The organism is Microbulbifer variabilis ATCC 700307 (assembly GCF_000380565.1).
GTDB classification, from domain to species: domain Bacteria; phylum Pseudomonadota; class Gammaproteobacteria; order Pseudomonadales; family Cellvibrionaceae; genus Microbulbifer; species Microbulbifer variabilis.
This window is the reverse complement of sequence record NZ_AQYJ01000029.1, coordinates 124765-144051: the sequence shown is the minus strand read 5'-3', so window position 1 is coordinate 144051 and position 19287 is coordinate 124765. Positions and strand designations below refer to the sequence as shown.

General features: G+C 51.4%; 18 protein-coding genes and 1 tRNA gene. 6 read left to right on the top strand and 13 right to left on the bottom strand.

Annotation, left to right across the window (positions count from 1 at the left end; genetic code table 11):
- Positions 1–179: 179 nt before the first annotated feature.
- From G367_RS0119405 to G367_RS0119385, 5 genes are all read right to left on the bottom strand, one after another.
- A tRNA-Leu gene (locus tag G367_RS0119405) sits at positions 180–264 on the bottom strand.
- 182 nt (positions 265–446) lie between these two features.
- Positions 447–1622 (bottom strand): acetyl-CoA C-acyltransferase FadA, encoded by a 1176-nt coding sequence (fadA, locus tag G367_RS0119400; protein WP_020414821.1) that lies wholly within the window; start codon positions 1620–1622, stop codon positions 447–449.
- Positions 1623–1633: 11 nt separating this feature from the next.
- On the bottom strand, positions 1634–3790 hold the full coding sequence (gene fadB, locus G367_RS0119395) for a fatty acid oxidation complex subunit alpha FadB (RefSeq protein ID WP_020414820.1): 2157 nt from the start codon (positions 3788–3790) through the stop codon (positions 1634–1636).
- Between the two features lie 280 nt (positions 3791–4070).
- Positions 4071–4700, bottom strand: coding sequence for a helix-turn-helix domain-containing protein (locus G367_RS24370; protein ID WP_020414819.1), 630 nt, complete (start codon positions 4698–4700; stop codon positions 4071–4073).
- A gap of 91 nt (positions 4701–4791) precedes the next feature.
- Positions 4792–6648: a beta-ketoacyl synthase gene (locus G367_RS0119385; RefSeq protein ID WP_020414818.1), complete on the bottom strand. Its 1857-nt coding sequence runs from the start codon at positions 6646–6648 to the stop codon at positions 4792–4794.
- Between the two features lie 138 nt (positions 6649–6786).
- Between G367_RS0119385 and G367_RS0119380 the strand changes: the two genes are divergently transcribed.
- Complete coding sequence (locus G367_RS0119380) at positions 6787–7773, top strand: GlxA family transcriptional regulator (protein ID WP_026305271.1); 987 nt, start codon at positions 6787–6789, stop codon at positions 7771–7773.
- Here the strand turns inward: G367_RS0119380 and G367_RS0119375 are convergent.
- Positions 7753–8442: a class I SAM-dependent methyltransferase gene (locus G367_RS0119375; protein ID WP_020414816.1), complete on the bottom strand. Its 690-nt coding sequence runs from the start codon at positions 8440–8442 to the stop codon at positions 7753–7755. The two genes, G367_RS0119380 and G367_RS0119375, sit on opposite strands and share 21 nt — an antisense overlap.
- Positions 8408–8884, bottom strand: a complete 477-nt coding sequence (locus G367_RS0119370) for an Hsp20 family protein (RefSeq protein ID WP_020414815.1) — start codon at positions 8882–8884, stop codon at positions 8408–8410. The genes G367_RS0119375 and G367_RS0119370 overlap by 35 nt, the downstream gene beginning before the upstream one ends.
- 148 nt (positions 8885–9032) lie before the next feature.
- Here G367_RS0119370 and thpR point away from each other — a divergent pair, with 148 nt between their 5' ends.
- The gene (gene thpR / locus G367_RS0119365; protein ID WP_020414814.1) at positions 9033–9629 is read left to right on the top strand and encodes an RNA 2',3'-cyclic phosphodiesterase; all 597 of its coding nucleotides are present in this window, start codon (positions 9033–9035) and stop codon (positions 9627–9629) included.
- Positions 9630–9667: 38 nt separating this feature from the next.
- On the opposite strand, the gene G367_RS0119360 is transcribed toward thpR, so the two are convergent.
- Positions 9668–10666, bottom strand: coding sequence for a hypothetical protein (locus G367_RS0119360; RefSeq protein WP_020414813.1), 999 nt, complete (start codon positions 10664–10666; stop codon positions 9668–9670).
- A 481-nt stretch (positions 10667–11147) separates the two neighbouring features.
- On the opposite strand from G367_RS0119360, the gene G367_RS0119355 reads away from it, so the two are divergent.
- Positions 11148–11504 (top strand): HPF/RaiA family ribosome-associated protein, encoded by a 357-nt coding sequence (locus tag G367_RS0119355; RefSeq protein ID WP_020414812.1) that lies wholly within the window; start codon positions 11148–11150, stop codon positions 11502–11504.
- Positions 11505–11660: 156 nt separating this feature from the next.
- Here G367_RS0119355 and gorA read toward each other — a convergent pair whose 3' ends face one another.
- Positions 11661–13019: a glutathione-disulfide reductase gene (gorA, locus tag G367_RS0119350; RefSeq protein ID WP_020414811.1), complete on the bottom strand. Its 1359-nt coding sequence runs from the start codon at positions 13017–13019 to the stop codon at positions 11661–11663.
- Positions 13020–13248: 229 nt separating this feature from the next.
- Between gorA and G367_RS0119345 the strand changes: the two genes are divergently transcribed.
- Positions 13249–13761 carry a hypothetical protein gene (locus tag G367_RS0119345; RefSeq protein ID WP_020414810.1) on the top strand — a complete coding sequence of 171 codons (513 nt, stop codon included), beginning with the start codon at positions 13249–13251 and terminating at the stop codon, positions 13759–13761.
- A 105-nt stretch (positions 13762–13866) separates the two neighbouring features.
- On the opposite strand, the gene G367_RS0119340 is transcribed toward G367_RS0119345, so the two are convergent.
- From G367_RS0119340 to G367_RS0119325, 4 genes are all read right to left on the bottom strand, one after another.
- Positions 13867–15009, bottom strand: a complete 1143-nt coding sequence (locus tag G367_RS0119340; RefSeq protein WP_020414809.1) for a YcjF family protein — start codon at positions 15007–15009, stop codon at positions 13867–13869.
- Positions 15009–16478, bottom strand: a complete 1470-nt coding sequence (locus G367_RS0119335) for a YcjX family protein (RefSeq protein WP_020414808.1) — start codon at positions 16476–16478, stop codon at positions 15009–15011. The genes G367_RS0119340 and G367_RS0119335 overlap by 1 nt, the downstream gene beginning before the upstream one ends.
- A 107-nt stretch (positions 16479–16585) precedes the next feature.
- On the bottom strand, positions 16586–17389 hold the full coding sequence (locus G367_RS0119330; RefSeq protein ID WP_020414807.1) for a GIN domain-containing protein: 804 nt from the start codon (positions 17387–17389) through the stop codon (positions 16586–16588).
- 135 nt (positions 17390–17524) lie between these two features.
- Complete coding sequence (locus tag G367_RS0119325; protein WP_020414806.1) at positions 17525–17947, bottom strand: HIT family protein; 423 nt, start codon at positions 17945–17947, stop codon at positions 17525–17527.
- A gap of 334 nt (positions 17948–18281) precedes the next feature.
- On the opposite strand from G367_RS0119325, the gene G367_RS0119320 reads away from it, so the two are divergent.
- Positions 18282–18641 (top strand): globin family protein, encoded by a 360-nt coding sequence (locus tag G367_RS0119320; protein WP_020414805.1) that lies wholly within the window; start codon positions 18282–18284, stop codon positions 18639–18641.
- A gap of 134 nt (positions 18642–18775) precedes the next feature.
- Complete coding sequence (locus G367_RS0119315) at positions 18776–19240, top strand: FKBP-type peptidyl-prolyl cis-trans isomerase (RefSeq protein WP_020414804.1); 465 nt, start codon at positions 18776–18778, stop codon at positions 19238–19240.
- Positions 19241–19287: the final 47 nt, after the last annotated feature.

Sequence of the window (19287 nt, the reverse complement as noted above, 5' to 3'; positions counted from 1 at the left end):
TGAGACTATCTCTTTTATCGCGCCGCAGCGCCAACGAATACCGGGCCGCCGGGACTTAGCCAACCGCCTCTTAGGGCATAGCCGTCAAAATTGCACAGCAATTTCCGGCTGACACCAAATACAAGGAGCCCGCACTCACCCCTCCAGGGCAAGTCATGCGGACTCCAGAGTTCTTAATTTGGTGGGGACGGGGAGACTCGAACTCCCACACCTTTCGGCACCAGAACCTAAATCTGGCGTGTCTACCAATTTCACCACGTCCCCAGAACTTTTCCGCCGCTAACTCTTTGAAAAGTAAAGAGTTTCAGCTCAAAACAAGAGCCCATCGCGACAAGGGGTGCAGATTGTGCCACAGCATTTTGAGGGCTTCAACACTTTACTGAACACTTTCCTCACAAAATAAAAAAAGGCGCCTCAAAGGCGCCTTTTTTCGAGATCCAATTAGATCAGACTCGCTCTACGACAGTGGTAATACCCTGCCCCAGGCCGATACACATGGTGGACACGCCCAGGTTACCGCCTTCGTTTTGCATAACGCTCAACAGGGTACCGGTAATCCGCACACCTGAGCAGCCGAAGGGATGCCCCAAAGCGATAGCGCCACCATACAGGTTGACCTTCTCATCCATCTGCTCAAGCAGATCCAGGTCTTTCAGCACCGGCAGTGCCTGGGCCGCAAACGCTTCATTCAGCTCGACCTTGTCGATATCGCCGATTGTCAAGCCAGCCTTCTTGAGCGCCTTCTTGGTGGAAGGCACGGGGCCATAACCCATGATGGATGGATCGACACCAGCCAGAGCCATTTCCTTCACGCGGGCTATAGGGGTCATACCCAGAGCCTGAGCGCGCTCAGCAGACATTACCAGCATCACAGAAGCTCCATCGGTGATCTGGGAGGAGGTTCCGGCGGTTACTTGGCCATGCTTCGGGTCGAATGCCGGCTTCAGCTGAGACAGGCCTTCCACGCTAGTATCGGGGCGGATGGTTTGATCCGTTTCAACCAGAAAAGGTACGCCGTCGTCGTCGTGGCCTTCAATGGCAATAATCTCGCGATTGAATTTCCCGGCCCTGGTAGCTTCAGCAGCGCGATGGTGGGAACGAGCACCGAACTCATCCATCTGCTGACGCTGGATACCATGCATCATCGCCAGGTATTCAGCAGTCATACCCATAGAGCCTGCAGCTTTTGCCATATATCGGCCCAGCATTGGGTTGGGACTGACATGCTCCATCATATTCAAGTGGCCCATGTGCTCAACACCGCCCACAACGTACACATCGCCAACGCCAGCCTGAATGTTGGCAGCGGCAGTGTGCAGGGAAGACATTGAGGAGCCACACAGACGGTTGACGGTTTGCGCCGGAATGGTGTGTGGCAGACCGGCACGCAACAGAATAAAGCGAGCTACGTTAAAGCCCTGCTCATCGCGCTGCATAACGCAGCCCCAGATCAGGTCATCGATCTCAGCGGGATCGAGCTTGTCGTTGCGCTGCAGGAATTTTTTCAGCAGCTCAGCGGACATATCATCGGCGCGAACATGGCGATATACACCATTCTTCGAGCGACCCATGGCCGTACGCGCGTAGTCGACGATTACGGCATCTCTAGGATTTAAACTCATCGCTATTCTCCTTACTTGTTGCCGTAGTAGGTTTTGCCACTTGCGGCCATTTCACGCATACGATCGGTCGGCTGGTACAGCTCGCCCAGTTCGGCGTACTTATCGGCAATCTTCACGAATTCATCCAGGCCAATACTGTCCAGCCATGCGAAGATTCCACCGCGGAATGGAGGGAATCCGATGCCGTAGATCAATGCCATATCGGCTTCAGCCGGGGAATCGACGATACCCTCTTCCAGGCAGCGAGCCAGCTCTGTTGCCATGGGCACCATCATGCGCTCGATAATTTCGCCTTTCTCGAACTCGCGTCGATCAGCAACATGCGGCTTCAGCAGCTCGTAGGACTCTTCGGTAGCCACTTTCTTCGGGCGACCTTTCTTGTCCTGCTCGTAATTGTAGAAACCTTTGTTGTTCTTCTGACCATAGCGACCCGCTTCATACATCACATCAGAAGCGGCGGTGAAGTTTTTACCCATACGATCAGGGAAGCCTTCAGCCATTACGCTTTCTGCGTGGACACCGGTATCAATACCAACAACATCCATCAGGTAAGCGGGGCCCATCGGCCAACCCCAGCGCTCCATCACCTTATCAACGGCCTGGAAGTCAGCGCCATCACGTACCAGCATGGAGAAACCAGCAAAATAGGGGAAGAGAACACGGTTAACCAGGAACCCAGGGCAGTCGCGCACAACAATAGCTTTCTTACCCATCTTGTTAGCGTAGGCAACAACGCGAGCTACGGCGGTGTCGGAAGTTTTCTCGCCGCGGATCACCTCAACCAGCGGCATTTTGTGCACCGGGTTGAAGAAGTGCATACCGAGGAAGTTTTCCGGGCGGGAAAGCGGCTCGGCCAGATGGTTAATGGAGATGGTAGAAGTATTAGAAGCGATTACAGTGTCTTCGCTTACCTTGGTTTCCACCTCTTTCAATACAGCATGCTTCACCTTGGGATTTTCAACCACGGCTTCGACAACAACATCGATATCGTTGAAGCCATCGTAGCTTAGGGTTGGCTCAATGCGATTGAGCACTTCACCCATTTTCACAGGGGTCAGGCGCTTGCGATCAACCAGCTTGGACAGCAGCTTATTGGCCTCATTCAGACCGAGGTCAATACCTTTCTGGTCGATATCCTTCATTTTGATTGGAGTGCCTTTGTAGGCGGACTGGTAAGCAATACCACCACCCATAATGCCAGCACCCAATACTGCCGCACGCTCAATCGGCTTGTCGGCTTTCTTTTCCCAGCCCTTGGCGACCTTGCTGATCGCCTGGTCTGCCAGGAACAAACCCACCAGGGATTTGGCAGTGCCAGTCTGGGCACAGAAGATAAACTTCTCCTGCTCAACTTTCAGCGCTTCTTCACGGGTTAACTTGTAACCCTGCTCAATAGACTCGACTGCAGCTACTGGGGACGGGTAGTTTTTACCCGCTTGCTGACCGACGAATGCCTTGGTAGTGAAGAAGGCCATCAAAGCTTCAGTATCGTTTAGGGGGATCGGAGATTTCTTGATCTCGCGGCTAGCCTTGTAGTCCAGCTCGCCATTAATGGCCCGCTCGAGCAGTTTGATCGCAGCATCTTTGAGCTTGTCAGTAGGCACCACTGCATCAACCGCATGAGCCTCAAGCGCTGCAGCCGGCTTCTGTTCTTTACCCGCTGCAATCCACTCAGCAGCAACATCAACACCCACCACGCGCGGCAGACGAACAGTGCCACCCCAACCCGGGATCAGGCCCAGCTTAACTTCGGGAAGACCAACTTTGGCTTCCTCGCCCATCAGGCGGAAGTCACAGCCCAGGCACACCTCAAAGCCACCGCCGAGCGCGTAGCCATTGATTGCCACTGCAGTCGGAACCGGCAGGTCTTCCAGGCGGTTGATATTTTCGTTGTTCTGATTCATCAGATCAGCAACACCCTCTGCACCCGCAGAGAAGGCATCGCCAAACTCAGTGATATCAGCACCAACAATGAAGACGCCTTTGCCGCTTGTCAGCAGTACGCCTTTTATACCATCCGCTGCTTCGATAGCATCCAGCGCTTGAGAGAGTTCAGAAACCGTCTGGCGGTTAAATTTATTGACGGATTCGCCTTGAAGGTCGAATTTGAGCTCGGCAATGCCGTTGTCCAGCATCTGTACCGTGAGCGCTTTGCCACTAAATAACATTGATTGACCTCTTTTATTCTGGGCCGCGATCCTGGGCCCGGGGTCGGAATTTTTGTGCAACCACAGGCCGTCCCGCAGGGTGCGGTGACACTTTGGCCCAATATGGTCAGCCGTAGTATAGCCAGATTCAAACGATTGTTTGAATACTATTTCTTACAAATAGAATGGCGCTACCAGCACCGAAGTACAGAAAATGGCCAACCTAAGAAACGGTGGCCAAGCTTTTAAGCGGAGCTAGTCTATCCCGGATTGATTTGACTTTTCAGCCGTCTGGCGCAAATTACTCTTTATTCAACACAGTATGTAGATCAGCGGATTGTGGTTCAGGAAGGGCTTGAGCTGGGGTCGCAGCATAGACAACTATACAGTCACAGCTACCGGGGTTTCGAAAGCGATGGGGGCGCCTGCTGCTAAAGTAAAAACCATCCCCAGTTCTTAGCAGGGCGAGATCTGACCCAACCGCAACCTCCAGCTCACCGGCAACCACTATTCCCCCTACCTCACCGCCGGCGACAGCAAAGTCAGGTCCCGAGTCCCGCCCAACAGGAAAAACTTTTCGCAGAATAGACATACTGCGATGCTCCCGAAAACCACCCAATAGCTGGGAGCGTACACCTCCCTGGCCAATATCAGGCATTTCATTAGCGCGAAAGAAAATCTGGCCTGGCTTACCAAGCTCCAGGGAGAAAAACTCCGCTAGGGACATTGGGACACTACCCAGGATCTTATTCAATGACCCCACCGACGGACTCACCCGCCCCTGCTCGATAAAAGAGATGGTGGCATTAGTGACGCCTGCCCGTCGTGCCAGCTCACGCTGGGAGATACCGTAGATATTGCGCACCATTTTCAATCGAATACCGACATCACTGCTATCGCCGGATTCACTGGACACATCCATGTCTGCCATTGCATTTCCTATCAAATTTGAGTGTTTAACCCTCCGGTCACCACACCTTCAATAACAGCAATTGGCGCTAGTGATTAATTGTCCCTTTACTCTACACCATATCGTCATAGGGATTTTCTTGAGGAAGGGAGACCGGCGAAAGCCCCGGAAGAACAACTTCTTCAGTAGACAATGCAATCTCACCTTCATCAAACAAACCCTCCCCAAAGCGGTAGATGGTATTTAGCTCTCCCCGGCTAGCCTCGACATCGTAAGCCTGCGCCCGCTCAATAACGGCTTCGTTACTCTTGCGGTAATGAGATACGGACTTCTTCCCGTGCCGTTTCTCAATCATGTTGCGAGTAAGATGCGGAGAAAGCACTGCAGCAGTGGCATTATTGCCACCAAACCCTTTCGAGTTCAGCAACGCAAGATCCAGAGAGCGAGGGTCTCTTTCGACGTGCTCAAGGGAGAAATCCAGGTTCTCTTGATGAACATCGTCAGCAATCCTGTCAGTGGTCAGGATACCCGGAAGTATTCCTTTATCAAAAATGCCTAGCGCTGTAATCAGCTGGTCGCCACTGGCCGCAGCTACGGTATGCCCTACAAAAGCTTTAACAGCACACACTGGCCATTTTTCTATTCCAAAAGTTCCAGCCAGGCGGTCGAGTATCGCCGATTCGGTTACCCGGTTTTGCGGAGTACTGGAGCCATGAGCCTGTACAAAGCTGCGTTGGCGCAAGGCCTCGTCACCAATTATCGATCGAGCCTCTGCCATAGCCCTGGCCATAGTGAGGTAATTACCCGGACCCGGTGCGGAGATTGACTTCTTATTGCCATCGGCATTGATGTACACACCCGCAACAGAGCCATGAATATTCGCCCCCAGCTCCAACGCCAGGGCATCATCCATCAGGATTGCCCACTGAGTGCCCTCTCCCAAGGTAAACCCACAGTTATCCCCAAAGGGGCGGCTTGTTCGCCTGAAGTCCACTTCACCCGGGTAGAGTTTGCGCAAATTTTCGATGGTAGCCAGGGCTCCCATGGTGGAATAACCATCTACCACTTCCGGCACTAGCGGGGCCTCTGCAGCCCCCACAATGGCGACCCTGGCACGGCCAGTGCGGATATCCTCCACTCCCGCTCGCAGATTATACAAATAACTGGCACAGGCCCCTGTCACTGCTCCTGTCGATCCCACATTATCCAGCACATAAGCATTTACAAAGTCGGCAGGCATACTGTTCAGACCGAGCGCCAGTTGCTTGGAACTGACTCTAGAACCACGCAAACGGGACTGCATCAAGCCCCCATTGCCAAAGTGATCCAATTGACTCATGGCCGAGGAGGCATACACAGAAATATTTCCTGGTCCCACAGCCCTTACAACTGTCTCCCAGTCAATACCCATGGAGCGCACTGCGTCAGAGGCCCCCAACACAGCAAGTTGCAGGCCGCGGGGGTGGAAGCGGGAATTGTAGTGATCGCCAGGCTCAAACCCAGTAGGCAACTGTCCCCCAGCGCCAACAGGAATTTCTCGGTAACTGTCCAACATCACCGACAAGCTCGGTGCCATCACACGCACCTTGCCACCCCCGATGGGCTCAACCTGCCACCCATCTGGTTGGGGATGAGGTAACTGACGCGCCGACATCTCAAAGGTGATGCCATTGGCGCTATTCAAGTTTGCTGCCTGGTGGAAATGACACCGGTGGTAGTCATAAAAACGCGCTTCCAGCTCTCGCACCAGAGTCCCTTGCAGTACTTGCTGCTCAAGCCCTGGATCCAGGGGAGTTCCGGCTTCAGCTCCCCTGCGAAGCCCCATTAGCGCAGCAAGGTCAGACAGGATATCAGCCCGCTCTCGCTGATCCAGCTTATCCAACACCAAACGGGAATAGCCCCGATGAAAGGAACTACGTCCTGCGGGGTTAAAACCACCAAATGCGGTGATTACGGGAAGGCGCTGCATCCTGACCTCCAGCCAAGCACTAAACACTTAATTTTCGAGTTGGGGAGTGTAGGGGGTGGCGATTCCGCCCAGTTATGGGCATACTGGCCAGCAAAATTGAGTGTTTTGGCCAATGGCGCAAGTGCGCTTGAGTATGCAATGCGAACGGTAACCTTTCTCCTAATTGATCAAATGCTGGCGACCGGCACGGTGCTTCCACTTGAAATGCTGCGTGGAGCCGAGAGCCGTGCCCGGGTGGAGGGAAAAAAAGAATCCCTGCGCCTGATAACTGCCAGCATGGATGGACGTCCAGTCAACACCCGTTGTGGCTTTACTTTCCAGCCCGATGTCGCCTTGAGCGAAGCCCCAGATAGCGATCTCATCTATATTCCCGCTCTATGGCGCAATCCACGCCCTGCACTTAAGCGTAGCGGACCGATCCTGGACTGGCTCAAGAGCCAGGCAGCAGCCGGAGCCGCCATCAACGCAGTGGGTACTGGTGTGTGCTTCTTAGCGGAAGCCGGCCTACTAGACGGCAAGCCCGCCACCACACACTGGCATTACTTTGATCGCTTCAGCTCCGATTACCCCAAAGTTAAGCTGAAACAACAGTATTTTATTACCCAGGCAGATAAGCTTTTTTGTGCCGCAAGCGTCAACGCCCTCGCTGATGTCACCGTGCATATGATCCGTCAACTTTACGGACCTGCAGTCGCAAGCCATGTGGAAAGGAACTTCTCCCACGAAATCCGCAGGCCTTTTGAAGAAATCGCTTATTCAGAGGGCGCGGTGCACTTGCACCCGGATGAAGATATCGTCCAGGCCCAGGCCTGGCTTAAGGAGCATTGCAATACAGAAGTGCGCTTGAGTGAAGTAGCGCAAATGTTTGACATGAGTGTTCGTTCATTTAACCGGCGATTTAAGCTGGCTACCGGGCAAACACCGCTGCAATATCTGCAGAATGTGCGGGTAGATATGGCTAGGGAACTTTTACAGTCCAGCAACCTATCGGTTAACGAAATTGCAGAAAAAGTTGGCTACCAGGATATGGGGCACTTTACCGCACTATTCAAAAAATTCCTGGCCACAACGCCCAGTGAATATCGCACCACTGTGCGGGCAAAACTATTCAGGGTAAATACCTGATTTGCGCAGGAAAATGACATCGCTATCGGCAAACTGAAGCTCGGCTTTTAATTTTTTAGCCAGCCATTGAAAGGTTTGCACACTGAAAAAGCTGATATGTGTAGGGTCACGGATATAGTGCCAACTGGCAAAGCGCTCTGGTGAAATCACCAACTTTGTCATCAGTGCCATCACTCCACCATCCCGCAACCTCTGCCAAAGGCAGGTCAATTCATCTCCAGGCGACACAAGGTGCTCCACCACTTCCGTCGCAACGATAAAGTCATAAGACTTATTCAGCGCGCCGGTGGTGGGAGCATAATAGCGATCGTATAAATCAACCCTGTGGCCATTATCAGCCAAAATTCTGGCTAGTAGCGGTGCAGGACCACAACCAAAATCCAGACCATCACTTGCCGGTAATAACTCATCCAGCAATGGTGCAGCACAACGACTGAGAAAACGGTGGTAACCCTCATCCTCCATGGAATTCTCATGCAGGTCGTAGTAGGCATGCTCTTCATCTGGGGTAAGATGATATTCGGTGGGCACAAATACTAAGGCGCAGCGATCACACTGGTGATAACTACGAAACTTATCGCGGTAATAAAACTGTACCGCCTTGTGGCGGCACAGTGGGCATACATATGACAAATCAGGCTGCAACTGAATCTGACTTTTTCTCACCATCAGTATGCTGTAATAAATTGCCTTCGCTGATTTCAATTTTGCGAGGTTTCATTGCCTCAGGAATTTCTCGCACCAACTCTATATGCAGCAATCCATTGGCAAGTTTCGCATCCGTAACTTTAACGTGATCCGCGAGCTGGAAACGTCGCTCAAAACTCCTGGCTGCAATACCCCGATGCAGGAAATTTCCTCGGGGAGACTCATCCGGCTTTTTGCCCGATACTGTCAGGCGGTTTTGCTCAACCTGGATATCCAGTTCAGACTGTTCAAAACCTGCAACTGCCATCGAAATTCTATAACTGTCCTCACCAGTCAACTCTATATCGTAGGGAGGATAGGAAGGTTGCTTCTGTTCACTGGTAGTCATGGCATCTAGTAGGCTGGCCATACGGTCAAAACCAATCGCAGAGCGGTACAGGGGGGAAAAATCAAAATTACGCATTGTTATATCCTCAATTCAGAGCAATATTAGAATTCGCTCGCCACAAAGCCCGAGCATTTTTTGCAAAAAACACTTTAAAAAAAGCTGCCTTCCGCACAACAGAGATAAGGGTAACAAATAGTTATTCAAGGGCTTAAAGAGAAAAAACATGTCAAAAGATTCAAAATTGGCCTCAAAAACTTCTTCACGCCTATTTATCGGTATCCGCCCACCAAGCGACACCCAAGTTTTTCTCGATAATCTATGTGCGCGCTGCAAGACGAAAATGCACCCGGAGACACTCAACAGAATACGCTGGACAAGCAGACAGAACAGGCACCTAACACTGGCGTTTCTCGGCCAGACCCCAAGTGAAAAAGTACTGCCACTCCAAAAAGGGTTAGAGGAAATTGCGAAAAACACCGTGAAATTCGAAGGATGTATCAGCTCAATAACCCCCTTCCCACAAAGCAATTCAAAATTACTCGCTACTGAGTTGACGCACAGCCCGGAATTGCTGAAAGCGTATGAGGATTGCAAAAGGCTGATCGAGAACCTGGGCATGAAACCTGAAGAGCTCGACTACCGCCCCCATATAACCTTAGCTCGCTGTCGGAGTGGTTTTTCCAATTTATTGACTGCTGCCCTGGATCATCCCCTTTGGCTCGACAATATCATTCTCTACCAAAGCAACCCTGCCCCGGAAAGCAGTCACTATCAACCACTTTTCGAAACAAGCTTGTCAGGCACAGAAGATATAAGGTAAATCAAAAAAGCCCGCAAATGCGGGCCTTCCTGGGGATATTATTTCAGAGAGTCCAAAACGTATTCGGGATACATCACTAAGCGAGGCCTTGAAAGGCGTCGCGCATCAAATACAAATACATAGCGTGTACCATCATCTTCAGCTGGAATCGTGCGACGGAATTTCCAGGTATTGATTTTATAGGTTTGCCTACCCGATTCTACTGCAGTCACCAACCGGTACTGATTCTTACCCAGGAACTCAAAAGGCACTCTCTCGCTTCCTGAGGGGCGCAATTCCAGGTTGCGGAAAGTTTGCTTATTATCTCCATCCTGCTCGCCCAACAAAGACGACAGACGCTCCTGTTCACGCTTAACATAGGCAAGCAATTCAGGGTCTATATCCTGCTTCAATTCCGGTACCGGCTCCGGCTCGGGCGCAACTTCACGCTTCTTGGGTTTCTCTATGGATGCAGTCTTAAGCTTGGGTGGCTTGGGCTGCTCAAGTCTCGCACTCCTAGCCAGAGCAGCTCTTCTCTCCGACTCTTCAGCCTTGGCGAGCATAGTGTCCACCATTTGGCTGATCTTGTCCTGCTGGGCGGAAATCTTGGCCTTAGTCTGAGTTATCGACTGCTGCTCCTGAGCCAGCCTGACCTGCAACTCTTTTTGATTTTCTTGAATAAACTCGAGACGGCGGCTGCGGCTATCCACACCGCGCTCCGCCATAGCGAAACCATGTTTTGCCTTGGTTAAACGGCGCTCAGTATCCGAATTCCCATTGGAGTCGTGGATGCGACGCGCCTCTTCCAGCTCGAGGCGACTTTCCTCAAACTCCTTGCGCAGCTCACTCAGGGACTCTTGCGCACGCTCAAGCTTGTACTCATAGGAGAGCAGCTCATTCTCAATGTCTTCCAGCTCGACCTGCTTGTTCTCGAGGGACTGCTCAAGACGCGCCAGCCGGTTTTTCTCCACCGTCAGGGATGATTGCGCCTGTGCCACAGCCCCGCCAAAAACTACCAAGCCCGCTAGAAAGAGCGAGCAGTACTGCTTTACCGCCATTGTACAGAACCCATTTCTCGATTTTTTGTCACACGTGAGATAAAAGCGCAGAGTCTAATTTTTGCTCAACCATTCCAAAATTTACTGTGCGCCAGAGCTAATTTTACGCAGGCTCAAGCTCGCGGGCAATGACCTCTCGTCCACATCTCGTACTTAACTGCTCAATAATCCCTCAAAATACATGGGCAAAGTCACTCTAAAGATAATTCGTCGAATTTTATGTGACATTTTCCTGCAATAGCGCTTGATTTTTTTTTTAGCGGAAGCATTATGGATAGCAGGGAGATGATCGCTGGACTCAGCGGAAACCCGACCCGGACGTAAAACACCCTTAGCTGTGCTATCAGCAAACTCTCGTTGCGATCCCGGCGGCTCGGTGCTCCAACTGCAGACACGACCCCTCCCAATAGGGCGCCCTACCTTCTTTTAGCAAACCGCATAAGCGGCCTGCATGGTTTCCTTTAACCGGAGGTATTTGCCCATGAAATCTGCGCCTAACGATAACATTGTGTTCCGCGATATCGACAAATCAGCTGCCCTGGCTACTACGGTATCCAAAAAGTTACATAAACTGGAACGTTATTGTGGCGACATCATTCGCAGTCGTGTAGTCCTGGAAGCCCCCCATCAACACAAGAGTAAAGGCCGACAATTTCGAGCCTCTCTGGAGCTTGCCATTAGTGGTAACCCAGTCACCATCAGCAGTGAAAACGAATCTATTCACCGGGCGGTTAATGATACATTTGCCTCTGCAGAGCGCTGCCTGAAAGAGCGCAGTGAACGCAGAAAGGCCATGCGCCACCAGGCACTTTACGAAGAAGCCGAACTAGAAGAGTAAGGAAAGTATTCGAGGAGATAAAAAGACAGGGCGGCGCAATCGCGCCGCCTTTTTGTTGTTGGAACTGATGCAAGCTTCCGGGAAACACTGATAAATCCTGCTGCCCTCCACAAGCTCCCTAGTCGCTAATGGAAATCATCATCCAGCAAGTAAACCCTAGCTTCCAACCGGCGCTCTCATTGTGACAAACTCTTCAGCAGCCGTTGGATGGATACCAATAGTTTCATCAAAGGTTTTCTTGGTCGCGCCTGCTTTCAAGGCTATCGCCATACCCTGAATAATTTCCCCGGCATCATCTCCTACCATATGCACACCAATTACCTTGTCGGTACTAGAGTCAACAACTAATTTCATCAATGTACGCTCGGTATTACCACTTACCGTATGGCGCATTGGCCGAAATTCGGATTTGAAAACAGTTACTGAGATGCCTGAATCCCGCGCCTCTTCCTCAGATAAACCTACAGTACCAATATTTGGCTGGCAAAAAACCGCCGTGGGGATATTGTTGTAATCAATTTCTGCCGTGTTTCCTGTACGCCAGTGTTTAACTAGTGCCATAGCCTCCGCCAATGCGACAGGCGTTAGCTGAGGCTCACCGGTAACATCTCCCAGCGCATAAATAGAGTGCACATTTGTGCGGAAATTATCATCCACTGAAATGGTGCCATCCTTATGAAGCACTACTCCTTGCTGCTCCAGGCCAAGCCCTACCGTATTAGCTTTTCGCCCAGTAGCATATAAAACCGTATCTACATTCAGACTGGAGCCATCTTCATCATGCACAAGCAGGCTGCCATCCTGCAGCTTTTCAATTGCCTTGACCTGATGATTGAATTTCAAATCAATGCCTTTTTTAACTACTTCGTCACGTACAAAATTGCGAATATCCCGATCAAACCCACGAAGAAACAGGTCCCGGCGATAAGAAAGATGGGTATCGGCCCCCAGGCCGGCGAAAATTCCAGCAAACTCTACAGCGATGTAGCCACCGCCAACTACGAGCACGCGTTTCGGAAACGCCTCCATAGAAAACACTTCGTTGGAAGTCAGCACAAATTCCCTACCGGGAATTTCTGGGATAAATGGCCAGCCGCCAGTGGCCACCAAGATACGCTCCGCCGTATAATCACGCCCATCAACGACAACACGATGCGGGTCGGCGATGCTGGCTCGACCATCAATTACAGTAACACCGGAATTGTTTAGCAGGTTGCGATAGATTCCGTTAAGACGACTAATTTCTTTTGCGTTATTGTCTCGAAGCGTAGGCCAATCAAAGTTCGCTCCTGAATTTTTCCAGCCATAGGCCCGCGCATCATCAAAGTTTTCACTGTAGCCACTGGCATAGACAAACAACTTTTTGGGAACACACCCTACATTGACACAGGTGCCACCCATGTAGCGGTCTTCAGCCACAGCAACTCTCATGCCCTGACTTGCAGCCATGCGTGCAGCACGCACACCGCCAGAGCCCGCCCCGATAACAAAAAGATCAAACTCATATTCAGCCAAAACAAACCTCTACTTCACTTAATTTTTCAACAAAGAGCCGAAGGAAATTTACCATCTGACAAACCATTTGGAACAAAGCTGTCACTCCTCACTTAATAATCGTTGACACTTTTTGGCGCTTTAGATATTCATGTGAAGACTGTCACAAAAAATACTCCGCCGGACAAAGTCGTAAACCAATAATGCGTGTTAGGCGGATAGAATAACCGTCACAAAAAAAGAGCAACGCATGGGCAAGAATATGAACTCTCCTATCTCAGTATTTCTACGGGCCACCGGGCTCCTATGCCTGCTATTTACCAGCACTCAGAGCATCGCAAATACCCATCCATCCTACCTCACCGAAAAGTACTGCAGCAGCTTGGTGGAACAGTTCGTCGATTCAGGCATGCGCAGTCTCGACAAGTATATCAATGAGCACTTCAACCCCGAATACAAAGGGGGCATCCGCAATACCATACGCTTTCTGGAACAGCGCCTCGAGTGGTTGAATGAGTGCAATAATTACCTCAAAGACACTGCACAAACCTATGTTTTTCACAGCGAAGATGACACACAAAGCATCTTTAGCGCGATCACTGAATTAACCCGTGAATTGCAACACGTTCGCTCTGGAGTTGAATATCGGGACGATGCGGGAAATAACAACCCTGCCCCTTATGTTAAGCGTCGTTTTGAAGCCCTGGCCCAACTGGTAGACCGGCACCACACCCGCATGCTGATGAAGAAGCAGTTCCAGTAAAAAATCCAAGAAAGCTCTGCCTCTTACAGAGGGGCCTGATTACCCAGCTCAGGCCCTTCCCCATACCATATTTGGGCTGGGCGATTTTTAGAGAAAATGGAGGAGCTAATCACTGCTAGAACGGGAAAACCCTGTATGCTCTTTGCGCGTAGGCCCCGCTTCCTTACGGCCAAATCCTACAGCAGAGAAGAGCTGGGGCATCCTCTCCTTCAGTCCCAGCCCAATGCGTGCCATTACGGAGCCCAGGCGTGGACGACGCTTGTCCGCAAATGGGATAGGCCGACAGCTCTGCATGGTTGCCAGACCAATACGTGCAACAAACAGACTGGCTCCAACCCCCTGTCCCAGGCGCGCCGAAAACGTGCTGAGCACGCTATCCCCAACCAGCTCTGGCCAAATTTCTGTTATGGCATATTCACTGGCACCACTGTAGGCCACAAGGGCGAGTACCTTCTTGAAGAGACGCCAACGCACGACGAGCGATGGACGCACCCCATAAATTTGTGCCACATCATCAATCATACGAAGTGACTGGCGCAGCGCGACCAGGATGTCAATACTAGCAAACGGACTCAACCCCACCAGTGCACCGGTTGTTGTTGAGTGGCGCACTACACGTCGCAACGCTTCCTGGTCAAGGGCGTCTAGAAAGGTCACTTCGAGATGCTGGAGCAGCTCACTGCTATCAAAGTAGTCCGGCGCCTCATCAAGCACACGATTGAGCAGGACCCCTTGGGGCTTGTTGGCAAAGTGCTCCTGCAACTGCTTACGAAATGGCTCCGCCTCTTTGTGACTGCGACAATCACGCATCTCCGCAGCCATCGACTGGGTTTTTTCAAGCTTTCGCAGAGGACGACCAGCGCGAAAGAACTCCCACACAGAGTTGACAATGACGGCTGCAAATATCGCAATAACCACGCCTGCAAGGGCTCCCAGGCTCCAGTGTTTATCCGCCGCCCAGGTATATAATTGTCGCAACTCCCACGCCAGCACCCCCACCGTAAGCGCAAGCGCCGAAAGAAGTGCGGGTTTCAACCACTTGAGCCGGAAAACTGGCAGGCGCAACTCTGAAAATGCAATACGATCCGGTAGAGACTCTCCAGTTGTGATGGATCTGGGAATATCCCCCCGTTCCTCTTGTAAGGCTTCAACCCGCGTCGTATCCCTGTGTGGCACCTCTCTTTCAGGTTCCTGTAATGACTCTATACGTGTGGTTCGCCGCTGTGTCTCATTATTGTCACCTTGCATCAAACTTTATCTCCAAGCAGCAAATTCAGTAGCGCATCGACACGGATATGGGGAATAGTACCGGAATCCATTCCCTGGGGAGGGCGCAGCTGTGGAGGTGCTGCACCGGTGTAGTGGCTCCAGCCGTCCTCCTCGCTTGGAAGACGTGAGAAAATCTCTGCATTCTCAAACCCCAAATAACGCCCCTTGAGATCGTGGCCCACGAGCATGCGCCGGCCATTGCGCTGATCTTCCCGAGAACAGCGCACCGCTGCAATTGCCTCACTAAAAATGGGAAGACCACGATGTCTAGCACCGGTAAATGTCTGCTGCAATTGCTGCCCGAGTAACTGGCGGAGCGCATCATGATCTGCCGCCAGAACCTGGTCCACTTTGGTCGCAGCAAATAGAAGCCGGTTAACTTTTGGGCGCCAAAGTTTACTCAGTAAGCCGGACTCACCGTAGCGGAAAGTATCTGCGATATGAGTGAAAGCCAGGCGCATATCATCGAGGGCCTGCTCTCCGGCAAACAATGTGCCAATCATATCCACTAACACCAACTGCCTATCCAGATGGCGAAAATGGCTCTCAACGAAGGGGGTTACCTGTCCCTGAACATAGGCCTCATAGCGGCGTCGCAATACCTGGTAGTTACTGTCATCCGGCATCGCCGCCAACTCATCGGCACTTAACTCACGTAAATCGAGTAACGGCAGTACCCCATAATCCTCACTATCGAGAAGGGCTCGCCCAGGTTGCAGGTAACTGAGCTTCCGTTCTTTCCTACAATCCTGAAGGAATCGCCTGTAATCCTCCCAGAGTGACGCAAGCTCACTTTCCCTGGCCTGAGATCGAGGTGACAGAGCAGCTAAGCGTGTTACGAGTTCGGGAGCCAGACCAGCCCTGGTGTCAGAGCCGATGATATGCGCCTGATGACGACACCATTCACGATAATCCATCCGCAGCAGGGGCAGGTCCATTAACCACTCCCCCGGGTAGTCGCGCAATTCCAGAACCAGGGTTTTATAACCCCTGCCCCGAAAGCGCCGGTGGCTACGCAAGTGAATATGGAGCTCCATAGCCGAAACATCGTGCGTACTCTGCGGCCAGCGAGGTGGCTCTGACATCAGTGCATCGAGGCAACTTTGATAGTCAAATACCGGAAGGCCCGAATCGAGGGCTGGCTTCAATTCGGCACCGAGCAGATCACCATTTAACGCCGGGGCAAATCCGGGTAACTGGGCTTTTTGCGGATGACTCAGTTGATAGATCAAACTGGTAAGGAGTGTCGACTTACCCGCGCCGCTGAGCCCTGTCACCCCAATACATACACGGCGATCCAACAGCCGCTCTGCTGCCCAGTGGGACTTCTCCTGGGCTCCTCGCCCCCAGTTGCGCAACTTTTCCTTAAAGCGTTTAGCACGACTGCTGTTTTGATCTATGTCGCTGTCCGGGCCTTGCTGCCGAGGCTCTACTACCTGGGGTTCCATATGGGAAGTGACTTCCTAAATAACGAGCGAAACCGGCACAAAGCCGGTCTCGTATGGGAGGCGCAATGCTGAATAGGCAATACGCATATGGCTATAAGCAACCGGGATCAGTCGACCAGGGCGACATCTCCAGAGCCCATCACCGAGAAAGAATCCCGTTGTGGACGTTTTAAGACAATGTCTCCGGACCCCATCACCGAACCAGAGGCACTATCAGCGCGCAGACCGCGTCCAGCAAAGTCCCCAGAACCCATAATGTTGATATTGACGCTGGCGACTCGACCACCAACCTTCATGTCCCCAGAGCCCTTGATAGCCGCGGAGAGGCTTTCCCCGGTAATACTGCGAAAATGTAGGTCACCGGAACCGGTGATAGCCACCTCTCCATTCACTGCCAGCGCCTTGTCTACCAGCAGATCACCAGAACCCGTTACGTATGCATTTAGGGTCTCTGCGGCAGCCTTTTTAACATAAATCGCACCAGATCCACTGACTCCGAGATCCAGGTTTTCACTTTCAATGCTGTCGGCATTAGCATCTCCAGACCCTGTGACCAAAAGTCCCTCGATCTTCGGCATCTTCACAGTAAAGTGCACTTCCTGATCGCGAGTGATAGTAACCACACCAAACCAACGCTGGGTGTTGTCTTCCACCGACAGCTCAAGCGTATCGCCTTTTACCACCACCTTGGTGTAGGGCATCGCTTCATCCGGCCCCGTTGCACTCACTGCAAATTGGTCTGCCTGAATCACCTCAACATGGGAGCTCCCCTTTAGGGACACCCGGGTAAAGTCACTGACGTCGAAGGTCTTGCTTTCCATTTTCTCAGCCTGAACGGAGGTGCTGTAGACAGAGCACACAGCCAGCAGAGCGAGTATTGGGGCCAAAAAAGCTTTTTTCAAAGTTGCCATTGCAGGTTTCTCGTAATTATCACCGTTACGTTCTACTAGACTACCTGAGAAGCTGGTTTGGATGCACCGCCTTCAAATAACTTTCACCAGGAAGAAAGCAGACCATTCAGTCAGTAGTTGTTTATCAACTTCCCATCAAGCGCAATCAGCCTCATTGCAACCCATTTCTTTCAGAGCCGTACGGATTTTTTCAGCTTCAATTGCCAACTGTTCAGGCGTAGCAGATTTTTGCAAGGAAAAATCAAAGTCCGTTAATTCATTCACAGGAATTAAATGTAAATGGGTGTGGGGAACTTCCAGCCCAGCAATCATCACACCTACACGCTTTGGTGAATAAGTCGCCTTTAGGCCTTTGGCGACTTTTTGTGCAACAAGCATTAAATGCGCCGCAAGATCAGCAGGAATATCATCCCAGTGATTAATTTCCTCTACCGGAATTACCAAACAGTGTCCCGGGTTAATTGGGGCAATTGTCATAATCGCAATCGCTTTATCATCGCGCCAGATAAAATGCCCAGGTAAATCCCCATTTATAATTTGAGTAAAAATACTTGCCATAAATCATCCTTTTCAGTTGCTTTTTTTGTACTTGGGTCAATCGTGCAGTCTAACACCGAGAGATAAAAACACAGCGTCGCGCGTAAAAAAACACTAACACAAATCGCGATTTTTTATTTGGCGTTCATAAAAGCAAGCGTACAACAACCTGTCGAACAGAATGACAATTTTCTTAAAGCAAGTTGGCAGTACAGGCGGATATGTCTTAGGCTGCTCACCAATTAATGTTGTACCGTCATTGAGCCAACGCACTTTGTGCACTATCGCCATCACAATATTTTCGGCTCTGCGGAATTTTTTATTTAAATACCTACTGCTCACCGGGGGGAGAGATATGGACAGCCTGTTAGATCAGGTCGGTGGTGCTAAATTTGTAAATCGCACAGTCAGTGAATTCTACGAGGCCATAGGCCGCCACCTATCAAATTACGAAACCTGCGATCACCGTAAGCAACAGAGCCGCCAGGCTCAATTCCTCAACCACGCACTTTCAGAGCAGCCCGAACCGGACCGCAGTAGTCGGGCCAGCTTCCTTGCTCGGGGCCTGAATCCAGCTTTGTTCGATGCTCTACTTGAGTACCTTGCGGAACGCCTGGTTGAACTGGGGTTCCCTTGGCAATTAAGTGAAAATCTCGTTCGGACCGCGAGCAGCCTCTACGGTGGCTGCGAACAAGACCTTTCCATCGCCTGTTGATTTTTTGAGCGCTCCGCGTATGTTGCGGCGCGCCCAACCTCTCAATACAATTGATGCCTCACAGCCTTTACCTTCCGTTTTCCAGCGCAGCGGTAAGCGCTACTTCACTTACGCTTCTAAATCAGAGATTATCCATGAAGATTGCCAACCACACAGTTGTGGAAATTCACTACACCCTGAAAGATGCAGACGGTACAGTCATCGACTCTTCTGCCAATGGCGAGCCGCTAAAGTACCTGCAGGGAGTCGGCAATATTATTCCAGGTCTCGAGCGGGAAATGCTGGAAAAAGCACCTGGAGACAAGTTCACAGCCGTTATTGCCCCTGAGGATGGATACGGCCAGCAAAACCCTGAACTGATCCAAACAATGCCACGCAGTGCATTCGGTGGAGTTGAAGACCTGGAAGTGGGTATGGCATTCCGCGCTGAGAGCACTGACGGCCACCCCATCGAAGTGGAAATCATTGATATCGACGGAGACGAGGTGACAATTAACGGCAACCACCCACTGGCTGGCGTTGAACTGCACTTCGACATCGAAGTGGTTTCCGTGCGCGAAGCCTCTGCAGAAGAAATTGACCACGGCCACGTGCATTAATCTATCTGCCGGGCGGTACTGGAGCCAGCTTTATCCTTTGGGCCGCC

What these genes read in the sequence shown, in the direction of transcription:
- G367_RS0119320 (WP_020414805.1), top strand. Translation starts at nt 18,282, where the DNA reads ATGGACAGCCTGTTAGATCAGGTCGGTGGTGCTAAATTTGTAAATCGC.
- G367_RS0119355 (WP_020414812.1), top strand. Translation starts at nt 11,148, where the DNA reads ATGAAATCTGCGCCTAACGATAACATTGTGTTCCGCGATATCGACAAA.
- G367_RS0119325 (WP_020414806.1), bottom strand. Translation starts at nt 17,947, where the DNA reads ATGGCAAGTATTTTTACTCAAATTATAAATGGGGATTTACCTGGGCAT.
- G367_RS0119330 (WP_020414807.1), bottom strand. Translation starts at nt 17,389, where the DNA reads ATGGCAACTTTGAAAAAAGCTTTTTTGGCCCCAATACTCGCTCTGCTG.
- G367_RS0119340 (WP_020414809.1), bottom strand. Translation starts at nt 15,009, where the DNA reads ATGCAAGGTGACAATAATGAGACACAGCGGCGAACCACACGTATAGAG.
- thpR (WP_020414814.1), top strand. Translation starts at nt 9,033, where the DNA reads ATGTCAAAAGATTCAAAATTGGCCTCAAAAACTTCTTCACGCCTATTT.
- G367_RS24370 (WP_020414819.1), bottom strand. Translation starts at nt 4,700, where the DNA reads ATGGCAGACATGGATGTGTCCAGTGAATCCGGCGATAGCAGTGATGTC.
- G367_RS0119380 (WP_026305271.1), top strand. Translation starts at nt 6,787, where the DNA reads ATGCGAACGGTAACCTTTCTCCTAATTGATCAAATGCTGGCGACCGGC.
- G367_RS0119360 (WP_020414813.1), bottom strand. Translation starts at nt 10,666, where the DNA reads ATGGCGGTAAAGCAGTACTGCTCGCTCTTTCTAGCGGGCTTGGTAGTT.
- G367_RS0119375 (WP_020414816.1), bottom strand. Translation starts at nt 8,442, where the DNA reads ATGGTGAGAAAAAGTCAGATTCAGTTGCAGCCTGATTTGTCATATGTA.
- G367_RS0119315 (WP_020414804.1), top strand. Translation starts at nt 18,776, where the DNA reads ATGAAGATTGCCAACCACACAGTTGTGGAAATTCACTACACCCTGAAA.
- G367_RS0119335 (WP_020414808.1), bottom strand. Translation starts at nt 16,478, where the DNA reads ATGGAACCCCAGGTAGTAGAGCCTCGGCAGCAAGGCCCGGACAGCGAC.
- G367_RS0119370 (WP_020414815.1), bottom strand. Translation starts at nt 8,884, where the DNA reads ATGCGTAATTTTGATTTTTCCCCCCTGTACCGCTCTGCGATTGGTTTT.
- fadA (WP_020414821.1), bottom strand. Translation starts at nt 1,622, where the DNA reads ATGAGTTTAAATCCTAGAGATGCCGTAATCGTCGACTACGCGCGTACG.
- fadB (WP_020414820.1), bottom strand. Translation starts at nt 3,790, where the DNA reads ATGTTATTTAGTGGCAAAGCGCTCACGGTACAGATGCTGGACAACGGC.
- G367_RS0119345 (WP_020414810.1), top strand. Translation starts at nt 13,249, where the DNA reads ATGGGCAAGAATATGAACTCTCCTATCTCAGTATTTCTACGGGCCACC.
- G367_RS0119385 (WP_020414818.1), bottom strand. Translation starts at nt 6,648, where the DNA reads ATGCAGCGCCTTCCCGTAATCACCGCATTTGGTGGTTTTAACCCCGCA.